This is a genomic window from Phenylobacterium sp. (assembly GCF_035276905.1).
Classification (GTDB): Bacteria; Pseudomonadota; Alphaproteobacteria; order Caulobacterales; family Caulobacteraceae; genus Phenylobacterium.
Genome location: NZ_DATELG010000371.1, coordinates 1 through 10,155, shown reverse-complemented (window position 1 = coordinate 10,155; position 10,155 = coordinate 1). Strand labels below are relative to the sequence as shown.

General features: G+C 70.2%; 11 protein-coding genes. 6 read left to right on the top strand and 5 right to left on the bottom strand.

The genetic code is table 11. The features are described 5' to 3' along the window. The first annotated feature begins 710 nt into the window (after positions 1–710). The 6 genes from VJS38_RS17740 to VJS38_RS17715 all read left to right on the top strand — a co-directional run bounded on the left by VJS38_RS17740 (position 711) and on the right by VJS38_RS17715 (position 5,227). Entirely contained in the window at positions 711–1,721 is a 1,011-nt protein-coding gene (locus tag VJS38_RS17740; protein WP_324089479.1) for an ABC transporter substrate-binding protein, read from the top strand. Between the two features lie 111 nt (positions 1,722–1,832). Further along, complete coding sequence (locus tag VJS38_RS17735; protein ID WP_324089478.1) at positions 1,833–2,507, top strand: peroxiredoxin-like family protein; 675 nt, start codon at positions 1,833–1,835, stop codon at positions 2,505–2,507. A 96-nt stretch (positions 2,508–2,603) separates the two neighbouring features. Continuing rightward, entirely contained in the window at positions 2,604–2,981 is a 378-nt protein-coding gene (locus VJS38_RS17730) for a DUF2946 family protein (protein ID WP_324089477.1), read from the top strand. A gap of 70 nt (positions 2,982–3,051) precedes the next feature. Then, positions 3,052–3,999, top strand: coding sequence for a hypothetical protein (locus VJS38_RS17725; protein WP_324089476.1), 948 nt, complete (start codon positions 3,052–3,054; stop codon positions 3,997–3,999). Further along, a complete protein-coding gene (locus VJS38_RS17720; protein WP_324089475.1) occupies positions 3,996–4,367 on the top strand; it encodes a copper resistance CopC family protein in 372 nt (123 codons plus the stop codon). The genes VJS38_RS17725 and VJS38_RS17720 overlap by 4 nt, the downstream gene beginning before the upstream one ends. Continuing rightward, the gene (locus VJS38_RS17715; protein WP_324089474.1) at positions 4,364–5,227 is read left to right on the top strand and encodes a CopD family protein; all 864 of its coding nucleotides are present in this window, start codon (positions 4,364–4,366) and stop codon (positions 5,225–5,227) included. Before VJS38_RS17720 ends, VJS38_RS17715 begins: the two co-directional genes overlap by 4 nt. A gap of 71 nt (positions 5,228–5,298) precedes the next feature. On the opposite strand, the gene VJS38_RS17710 is transcribed toward VJS38_RS17715, so the two are convergent. The 5 genes from VJS38_RS17710 to VJS38_RS17690 form a co-directional block, all read right to left on the bottom strand. Beyond that, complete coding sequence (locus tag VJS38_RS17710; RefSeq protein WP_349254651.1) at positions 5,299–6,354, bottom strand: LLM class flavin-dependent oxidoreductase; 1,056 nt, start codon at positions 6,352–6,354, stop codon at positions 5,299–5,301. 147 nt (positions 6,355–6,501) lie between these two features. Beyond that, entirely contained in the window at positions 6,502–7,149 is a 648-nt protein-coding gene (locus tag VJS38_RS17705) for a glutathione S-transferase family protein (protein WP_324089472.1), read from the bottom strand. A 12-nt stretch (positions 7,150–7,161) separates the two neighbouring features. Then, positions 7,162–8,739: a rhodanese-like domain-containing protein gene (locus VJS38_RS17700; protein WP_324089471.1), complete on the bottom strand. Its 1,578-nt coding sequence runs from the start codon at positions 8,737–8,739 to the stop codon at positions 7,162–7,164. Next, complete coding sequence (locus tag VJS38_RS17695; protein ID WP_324089470.1) at positions 8,736–9,329, bottom strand: cysteine dioxygenase; 594 nt, start codon at positions 9,327–9,329, stop codon at positions 8,736–8,738. Before VJS38_RS17695 ends, VJS38_RS17700 begins: the two co-directional genes overlap by 4 nt. Positions 9,330–9,698: 369 nt before the next feature. Further along, positions 9,699–10,155: ATP-binding cassette domain-containing protein (locus VJS38_RS17690; RefSeq protein ID WP_324089469.1), on the bottom strand; the 457-nt coding region annotated here is incomplete at its 5' end.

The following is a 10,155-nucleotide window of genomic DNA, read 5'->3' as shown; positions in this document are numbered from 1 at the left end:
CGCATGGGTCGGCAGGAAGCCCAGCGCCTGCAGCGACAGGAATCCCGCCGCGTAGCCGCCAAGGCGCGCGGCGCGCCGCAGCATGTCGCGACGACTGATCATGTAGAACGCCCCCGATTACTGAACATGGTTCGCCGATCTGGACGACCGGTCTTTCCAGGCGTTACGAGGGTTGGCGGCGCTTCGTCGAAGATGGGATTCAGATTTTCTGCATTTATGGATTTGTGTTGCAAATCCAGTTGGTCTTGGTCGAGGCGTGGATTCCCGCTATCTAGTCGTTGTATAAGAAGAAAAATGACACTTGCGCTTGGTCGGCTTTGCGGGCCGCGGCGGCGGCGCGACATATTAAAAATTCTGATAGTATGTTCTCGCGGTGAGGCTGGCGCTCCTGGATGAGCGTCTCTGCTAAGCGCTATCGCTGCGGGGCATATTGACCGGTTAAATCCAACCTATTTTGAGAGACAATTTAGTATTCACTGATCGCTCGTATAGATAAATTGAGTGGCGATCAGGTCCGGTGTTTCATTTCATCGGTTGCGGCGGCGTCCGTCGTCTCGCGAGTCTTTCTCGCGGGGGCGACGTCGATCCTTGCTCGGGGCCGGCGCGTGACATCCCCTTCGCGTCGAGCCCGCGATCGGGGGCGCGGCATCGGGCGCCTCGTGCCCTTGTCGGATGCCGCCGCCTTCCCGCCGCCAGTGAGCGAGTTGAACATGACGCTTCGCGCCGCCCGCCAAAGCCAGCCGTCCAACCCCGCATCGCAGCGCCGCCGCGCCTTGGCCGCGGGCCTGGCCGTCGCGGCGCTGGTGCTGACCGGATGCGGCCAGGGTCCGCACGCCAGCCATGCGGTGCTCAAGGTGGGCAGCCAGAAGGGCGGGGACCGGGCGTTGCTGCTCGCCTCCGGCGCGCTCGAGGGCGCGCCTTACAAGGTGGAGTTCAGTGACTTTCCCGCCGCGCAGCATCTGCTGGAGGCGCTGGCGGCCGGGGCGGTCGACGTCGGCCTGGTGGGCGACGCACCGTTCCTATTCGCCTATGCGGGCGGGGCGAAGATCAAGGCGGTGCAGGCCGCGGCCGCCCCGGAAGGCGGCGTCTCGACGGCCATCGTGGTTCCTGCCGGCAGTCCGATCCGCAGCCTTGCGGACCTCAAGGGGCGGCGCATCGCCACCGGGCGCGGCTCGATCGGACACTACCTCTTGCTGCGGGCGCTCGGGCAGGCCGGGCTCAAGCCGGCTGATGTCACCATCGTCTTCCTGGCGCCCTCCGACGCCAAGGCGGCCTTCTCAACGGGGGCTGTGGACGCCTGGTCCGCCTGGGCGCCCTATCTGCCACTGGCGCAGAAGGACGGCGCGCGGGTGGTGGCGGACGGGCGCGGCCTGCTCACCGGCTACGCCTTCGAGGTCGCCAGCGCCTCGGCGCTGGCTGAAAAGCGGGCGCTGCTCGACGACTATCTGAAGCGCCTAGCGCGCGCCGAGCGCTGGGGCCAGACGCATCAGGCCGAATACGCCCAGGCCTTGGCCAAGGAGACCGGCCTCGCTCCCGATATCGCGCTTCGCACCGTCCAGCTCAACAGCCGCGGCCCGCGGGTGATCGATGAGGCGGTCCTGCGCGAAGAGGCCGACGTCCTGGCGAAGTTTCAGCAGACCGGCGCCATCGCCGCCCGCCCGGACCTCCGCGCGGGCTTCGACACCGGCTTCAACGACGCAGCGGCGCCGGCCAACCCCTAGAGCGTTCGGCGGTTCGAATGAACCGCCGAACGCTCATAAGTTCTTGAAGTTAGACCATTCGCTGCGCCGAACCGGCCTCCACTTCGGCGGCGAATGGTCTAGGAACTGACCATGTCCCAACCATCCCTGCGTCAATTGCTGGCCGACCTGCACGCCGAGCGTGAGCGCACTTGGGAGCCGGCGCAGCTGCAACTGAACGTCGACCAGCGGCGTGAGCTGGTCGAGGCGGCCGACCCGGGGCTCTGGCCCAAGGTCGGGGACCTGGCCCCGGACTTCGAGCTCAAGGAGGTCGACGGCGAGACCCTGACGCTGCGCGGCCTGACGGCCGAGGGTCCGGCGGTGCTGGTGTTCTTCCGCTTCGCCGGCTGTCCCGCCTGCAACATCGCGCTGCCCTATTACGAGCGCGCGCTGGCGCCCGGCCTCAAGGCCCTGGGCGCGCCGCTGGTGGCCGTCAGTCCGCAGGTTCCGGAGCGGCTGGTGGAGATCAAGCGCCGTCATGACCTCAGCTTCCAGGTCGCCACGGATTACGACAACGTTCTCGGCCGTGAGCTCGGGATCCTCTACACCGCCAACGCCGCGACGCGGGCCGCCGCCGAGGCGAGGGGGACCTTCATCGGCAAGACCACGGGGACGGGGACCTGGGAGCTGCCGCAGCCGACCGCCCTGGTGATCGGCGCCGACCGCCGCTTTCGCTTGGTCGACGTCGCCCCGGACTGGCTGGCGCGCACCGAGGCGGAGCCGATCCTGGCCGCGGTGAAGACGGCGCTGGCCGAACCGGCGGGGTGACGTAGGGAGCGGGCGTCCTCGACCTCTCGGAGTGCGAGCGGCGGCACGCCGCGCCGCCCCTTGCCAACGGCCCAGCTCTGCCGCAAGGAACGCCCCATGACGCGGTCCGCGCCCTTGCGGTTGGCCTTCCTCATCGCGCTGCTCTGCGCGGTGAGCCTGCGCCTGCTGACGCCGCCGGGCTGGATGCCGAACCTCGACGGACGGTCCAGCGCGCCGCTGGTGATCTGCACCGGCGACGGCGTGCATCATGTGCGGTCCGCCGACCCGCGCTCCCACGACCGCGCCAGCGAGGACAGCCACGAGGTCTGCGCCTTCGCCGGCCTCGCGCTCGAGAGGGCCCCGCAAGTCGCCGTTCTTGCCGCACCGGCCGCCCCGCCGCGGACGGCCGCCGCTCCGCTGCCCGTCGACCAGGTGCGGACCGCGCTGCGCTGGCGTCGTCCACAGGCCGCGCGCGCGCCGCCCGTCACCGCCTGAAGCCAACTCCTCGCCCATCCGCGCATTCGTTGCGCGGAGCTTTTCGAGCTTCTTCAGGATCCATTTTTCCATGCGCATCTGCATGCGCGCCGCCCTGCGCGGCGCCGCCTTCGCCGGCTTGGCCGGCCTCGCCTCGCCCGCGCTCGCCCACGGCATCGCCGGCGACCGCTTCTTCCCGGCGACCATCGCCACCGACGACCCCTTCAACGCCGACGAGCTCAGCCTTCCCACCGTCTCGCGCCTCAAGACCGGCGACGAACCTTCCGCCAGAGAGACCGACATCTCTGGCGAGTGGTCAAAACGCCTGACCTCCAAACTGGGCGTGTCCTTCAGCGGGGACTGGACCCGGATCGAAACGCCCGGTCTGCGCGCCGCGACCGGCTTCCAGAACCTCGAAACCACGCTCAAGTACCAAGCCGTCACCAACGCCGAGCACGAGGCCATCGTCTCGGTCGGCGTGAGCGGGGAATGGGGCGGCACGGGCTCCGGCAAGGTCGGCGCGGAGGCCATCGGGACCGTCACCCCCACCGTCTACTTCGGCAAGGGGTTCGGCGACCTGCCGGCGAGCCTGAACTGGCTGCGGCCGGCGGCGGTGACCGGCACGCTCGGCTACGCCATCCCGGTCCAGGGGCACGAGCTGGCCGAGGACCCCGCATGCGCCGGCTGCGCGCCGATCCGCCAGGCCACCATCCGCAGCCTGGAATGGGGCGTCGCCTTCGAGTACAGCCTGCGCTACCTGCAGAGCCAGGTGAAGGATCTGGGCCTGCCGGCCTTCGTCAACCAACTGACGCCGCTCGTCGAAATCTCCGCCTCGACGCCGGTCGCCAACGGCTTCGGCGAGACCACCACCGGGACGGTCAATCCGGGCGTGCTCTGGTCGGGCAAGCGAATGCAGTTCGGCCTCGAGGCGCAGATCCCCATGAACCGCCAGAGCGGCTCCAGCGTCGGCGTCCTGTTCCAGGTCCACTGGTTCCTGGATGACCTCTTCCCGCATTCCCTAGGAAAGCCGATCTGGTGAGGCTCAACGCCATGCGTCCCGCAACTCCAGCTCTCGCCGCCGCGATCCTCTTCGCGGCGGCCCCAGCCTTCGCTCACGCCTTCCTGCAGAGCGCTGCGCCTCAGGTGGGATCGACCGTCTCGGCCGCGCCGCGCGAGGTCCGCGTCACCTTCAGCGAAGCGGTCGAGCCGGCGTTCTCGAAGGTCACTGTTTCCGGGCCGCCCGGCTTCGGCGGCACGGGCCCCGTCACGTCCGAGGACGGCGCCCGCACTCTGGCCGTGCCGCTGCGCCGACCGCTCCCGCCGGGCGACTATGTCGTGAGCTGGCGAGTGGTCTCGACCGACAGCCACACCACCCAGGGGACCTTTCACTTCGAGCTGAAGCCGTGAACAACACGCTCGACTGGCCGTTGCTTGTCGCCCGGTTCACCCTGCTGGCGGTGGGCATCGGCCTCTTCGGCCAGGCCTGTTTCGACCTCTACGCCCCGGCTTCGTTGCGACGCCCGGGGCGAGCGGCCGCACGGGTCCTTTCGCCGCTCGCCGCGACGCTGGCGGCCCTCGCCTGGCTCGCCGCGCTCGGCCGCGAGATAGCCGGGGCGGAGGGCTTCCCTTCCCTGACGGTCCTGGCGCAGCTCTGCAGTCAGACAGGCTTCGGCCAGGCGCTCGCGGTCGCGGCGCTGTTTGGGCTTGCGTTGACCGGCCTGGCTCTTTCGCCGCGCCGCCCAGCGCGCGTCAGGGCGGCGCTTTCGGCCGGGCTGCTGGCGAGCCTGGCCTTCGTCGGCCACGCCGCCGGCGGGCCGGGCGGCTTCCCGGCTGTGGCGCGGATCGGCGTGATGGCGATCCATCTGCTTGCCGCGGGCGTGTGGCTGGGCGGTTTCCTGCCGCTCATCCTGACGCTGCCCCAGGCCGGGTCCGACACCTTGCCGCTGCTGCGCGGGTTCGGCCGCGTCTCCCTGGCGGCGGTGGCTCTTCTGGTCACCAGCGGAATGATCACCGCCTTCGCCGTCATGGCGCTGGCCGGGGGCGCGCCGGGCGTGAGCTATCTCGCAACCTTCGGGCTGAAGCTGGCATTGGTGGCGGCCTTGCTCGCGCTCGCCTCGCTCAATCGCTGGCGGCTCACCCCGCTGGCGGCGCGCGATCCCGTGGCGGCGCGCCGTGCGTTCGCTTGGACTGTGGCCGGCGAGCAGGTCCTGGCGCTGGGGCTCATCGCCGTCGTGACTCTGCTCGGCCAGATCGATCCGTCCATGTAACGCTCAATCAAAGCGCGGCGGTGGAGGCGGGCGCATCGGCGACGTCGAGCGGCAAGGGGAGGGCTCGGCGATCAGCCGACCGCGGCCGTGAGGTGAAGGTCGCGCTCGGCGACCAGCTCGCGCACCAGGGGAATGAGGTGGCGGCCATAGGCCACCGCATCCTCCAGCGGGTCGAAGCCGCGGATCAGGAAGGTGCTGATGCCGAGCTCGTAGTAGTCGAGCAGGGCCTCGGCCACCTGCTCCGGCGTGCCCACCAGGCCGGTGGAATTGCCCTGGGCGCCGGTCAGCGCGGCCACGCCGGTCCAGAGCCGTTTGTCGAGGCGGGCGCCCTGGGCGGCGGTCTGCAGCAGCCGCTGGGAGCCGGCGTTGGGCGGGGCGTGTCCGCTGGTCGGCAGGCCGGCTTGCTCGCGCAGCTGGCGGACCCGCGCGACGATCTCGTCCGCCCGCTTCCAGGCGGCCTCCTCGGTGGCGGCGATCACCGGCCGCAGCGACATCGAAAAGCGGATCTGCCGGCCATTGCGGGCGGCGGCCGCGCGCACTTGGGCGACGATCTCGCGCACCTGGGTCTGGCTCTCGCCCCAGAGGGCATAGACGTCGGCGTGCTTGCCGGCGACGTTGATCGCCTCGTCGGACGAGCCGCCGAAGTAGATCGGGATGTGCGGTTTCTGCACCGGCTTCACGGCCGCGAAGGCCTGCTCCACCTGGTAGTACCGGCCCTGGTAGTCGAACGGCGTCTCGCTGGTCCACTCCTCCCGGACCACGTCGAGGTATTCGTCGGTGCGGGCGTAGCGCTCGGCCTTGGTGAGGTGGTCGCCGTCGCGGCGCATCTCCTGGTCGGCCCCGCCGGTGATGATGTGCACGGCGATCCGCCCGCCGGTGAACTGGTCGAGGGTCGCCAGTTGTCGTGCGGCGAGCGTTGGGGCGGTGAATCCCGGGCGGTGGGCGATCATGAAGCCGAGCCGTTCGGTGATGTGGCCGGCGTGGGCGACGATGAGCTGGCTCTCGGGCGAGCTGGAGCCGAAGGCGACCAGGGCGCGGTCGAAGCCGCCGTTCTCGTGCGCCTTGGCGACCGCCTCGACGTAGCCGACGTCGATCACGGGTCCCGAGTTCGGGCGCGTCTCCGACACGCCGTTCGATCCGATATGGCCAATGAATTCAACAGGCATCGCCGCCTCCCGCTCGAAGGTTTCAAATCCCATCGTATCTGTCGGAATTGCGCGTGCGAGCGAGATGTTCTCAAGCGGCCTATCAGCCGGCCTGAAGAGTCTCCGGACTCAGGCTGGCGTGAGCGTGTGGTCGGAAGTCTCGTGGGCGAGGGCGCGCTTCACCGCCGGCCGGGCCTGCAGCCGCTTGGCGTGGGCCGCGAAGGCGGGGTAGTCCGCCGTGTCGATCCCCAGCCGCCCCGCCCAGCGGAAGAACACATGGGCGTAGGGGTCGGCGAGGCTGAAGTCCTGGCCGAGCAGCCAGGGGCGGCCGTCCTCCAGCCGCGCGTCGATCTCGGCATAGGCGGCCAGCATGTTCGCCCGGCCGCCGGCCGCAAGGGCGGGCCAGGCCGAGCGATCCGAGGTGTAGCGCTCCGGCCGGGCCACCTGGGCGAAGGCCACGTGCACGCCGCTGGCGAACCAGGCGAACAGCTCGTAGGCGCGCGCCAGCTGCAGAAGATCCTGCAGCGGCAACAGCCGGGCCTCAGGGAACCGCTGGGCGATGGCGGTGAGGACCGCGATGTTCTCTGCGATCGTGACCCCGTCGGCGACCAGCGCCGGCACGCGTCCGCGCGGATTGATCGCCAGGTATTCCGGGCGCCGTTGGTCGCCGTCGGGCAAGACCATCCGCACGGCGTCGAAATCGGCGTTGGCCTCTTCGAGGCCTACGAGCGCCGGCAGCGAACAGGACCCGGCGGCGAAATAGAGGGTGAGTGACATCCTGGCGTTTCCTCAGATTACGTAGAAGCCGTGCGTCCCGTCGCGCTCCAGTTGCTCGACGAGGCCGAATTCCCAGTCGAGGTAGGCCTGCATGGCCGCCTTGGAATTGTCGGTTCCCTCGTAGGGGCGGCGGTAGACGTCGTCATCGGCGCTGGCGGCGTGGGGAAGTCCGGTCTCGATCGGCAGGCCGGCCGTCTTCCAGGCGTCCGTTCCGCCCGCCAGCACCCGCGGCGGGCGGCCGCTGAGCGCCTCGAGATCGGCGGCGGCGAAGCGCGCCAGCTCGCCGTCCGGAGACGTGAGCACGAAGGGCCGGCCCCCCGGGAGCACGCCCAGAGCGTTGGCCAGCCGGCTGCGCACCGCGAACCAGGCGCCGGGAATGTGGCCCCGACGGTGCGCGGGGCTCGGGGCCAGATCGATCAGGGTCGCGGCGTTGCGGTCGAGCTCTGCGGCGAGTTCGACCGGCGAGATGGTTTGGGCTTCGGGCGGCTGCGGGTGGCGTGGCCTCCACGGCCCGACGATCAGGCCGGCTTCGAAGCCGCCTTCCAGGACATAGACCTCCCAGCCCATCTGGGCGAGCCAGGAGGCGCTCATGTCGGCCCGCACGCCGCGCTCGTCGGCCAGGACGATGCGCGCGCCGCGAACCGGGGCGAAGACATCGGTCTCCTGCACCAGCTGACCGCCTGGCGCGCTTTGGAAGCCCGGCAGATGGCCGGCGGCGTACTCCTCCGGCGTGCGGACGTCGAAGCGGTACAGGGTGCGGCTCGTGTCCTGGACCAGCGCCTCGAGGCTCGGCCGGTCGAGGCGGCGCACGCCCGCGCGGTAGGCGACGCGCCGCGCCGCCGCTCGGGCTTCAGCCTCGCGCTCGGGAGCGACCTCCGGGAACCTTTCGCCACGGCCGTGCTCAAGCCTCTGGCCGGCGAGGGTCCAGCCGATGGCGCCGTTGCGCAGCGCCAGCACGGGATTGGGCAGGCCGGCGTTGATCAGCGACTGGGCGCCGATGATGCTGCGGGTGCGGCCTGCGCAATTGACGATGATGGTGGTCGCTGGATTCGGCGCCAGCTCCCGCGCGCGCAGCACCAGCTCGGCGCCCGGCACGCTCACTCCGCGCGGGATGCTCATGGTCTGGTACTCCTCGAAGCGCCGTGCGTCGAGCACCACCAGGTTGGGCTCGCTCTCGATCAGCCGCTTGGCCTCCGGCGCGGGCGTGGAGGGCGTGTGGCGGCGCGCCTCGACCAGCTCGCCGAACGCCTTGCTCGCCGAATTGACGTCCTGGAACAGCTCGTAGCCGGCGCGGCGCCAACCTTCGAGGCCGCCGGCGAGCTCCGTCACATCGGCGTAGCCGAGCGCCTCCAACCGTTCCGCCGCCGTCGCGGCCAGGCCTTCGCCGGCGTCGTAGAGAACGATCCTGACGTCGCGCCGGGGGATCCGGTCCCAGGCCTCCAGCTCCAGCCGGCTGAGCGGCAGGTTGGCGGCGAACAGCGGGTGATCGGCTGCAAAGGGACCTTCCTCGCGAAGGTCGAGCAAGGCGATCTCGCGGCCGAGGATCAGGTCGAGGCGGACGCGGGCGGGCGTGGTGGTCTGGAGGGTCATGCGGATTTCGAGGAAGCGTCCCAGATGTTGGGCGTGAAGGCGTTGGCGTACCCGGAGACGAAGAGCTTCGGCCGCCCCTGCGCGTCGTAGGTCGCGCGCTGAACCGCGCCGATGTTCGCGCCATAGAGGTGGATGCTGATCGAGACGCGGTCGTCATAGGCGTTGGCGACGCGGTGGATGTCGCCGATGCGCGGCGAGACCGCCTCGACCTGGCCGGCCTCCAGCCGCTGCGGCCCGCCCTTCGCTTGCAGGCCGTGGTCCGTGCGCACGAACCCTTGCGACAGCTCCGCGCCCCGCAGCACACCCACCAGCCCCCAGACGGTGTGGTCGTGGATCGGCGTCGCCTGCCCCGGTCCCCACACGAAGCTGACAAGGGAGAAGGCCTGGGCGCTGTCGCAGTGGAGAAGATACTGCCGATAGCGTTCAGGGTCCGGCTCCGCGTAGGCCTCGGGCAGCCAGTCGTCCTGCGCCACCAAGCCCGCCAGCAGCCGACCGCCCTCGGCGAGGATCTCCGGTTCGTCCTCCGTGCGGCGCAGCAGCGCCGCGACCTCCGTCACGAAGCCGCGCAGCCTGGTCAGACCTGGGACCATGATCACCCTCCGCGGTCGCGACGGTCGCGACGGTCGGCCGGGCAGCCGACGTCGACGGCAGGGGCGACCGCTCCTCTGGAAAGCGCAATGAGACGCCCGGTCGTGGCCAGTAAGATGGCGGTCAGTGGTGCGAACGCAGTGTCTTGCATCGGGCGTAAACTCAAACCTGAAGACGATAACGTCTCCTGGTCGGAGAAATCGCAAACGACTTTACCTAATAAGTTCGATGTCTGGTTCTACAATTGAACTACATCATAAGATGTATTTGGCGCGCGAAGGCCCGGCGTCGGCCTGGGGCGCAAGGCTTCGGCGGACGCGGGCAGGAGGCTGCGACGCTTGACTCTCAGCGCCGCCGGGGCGGCGAAATATTCACGCCACGATCTCTCCGGTCGGGAAGGTGAACAGGGCGGCGCGTTCAGCCGGCGCGGATGCGGCCGGAGCGCGGTGGCCCTGACGCACGCCCAGGCGGGCGAGCAGCCGGGAGCGGACGGCCTGGAAGTCGCCGTCGACGGCGCGCGGACGTTCCAGCTCGATGCGCTCTTCCGCGGCGATGCGGCCGTCTTCCAGCACCAGCACGCGGTCGGCCAGCGCGATCGCCTCGTCGACGTCGTGGGTCACCATCAGCACGGTGGGCGCATGGCGACGCCAGAGCGAAAGCACCAGCTCATGCATCCGCAGCCGCGTGAGCGCGTCCACCGCGGCGAAGGGCTCGTCGAGCAGCAGCAGGCCGGGCTCGCGGACCAGGGCGCGGGCCAGCGAGGCCCGTTGCGCCTCGCCGCCGGAAAGGGTCGCAGGCCAGGCCTCGATACGGTGGTCGAGCTCGACC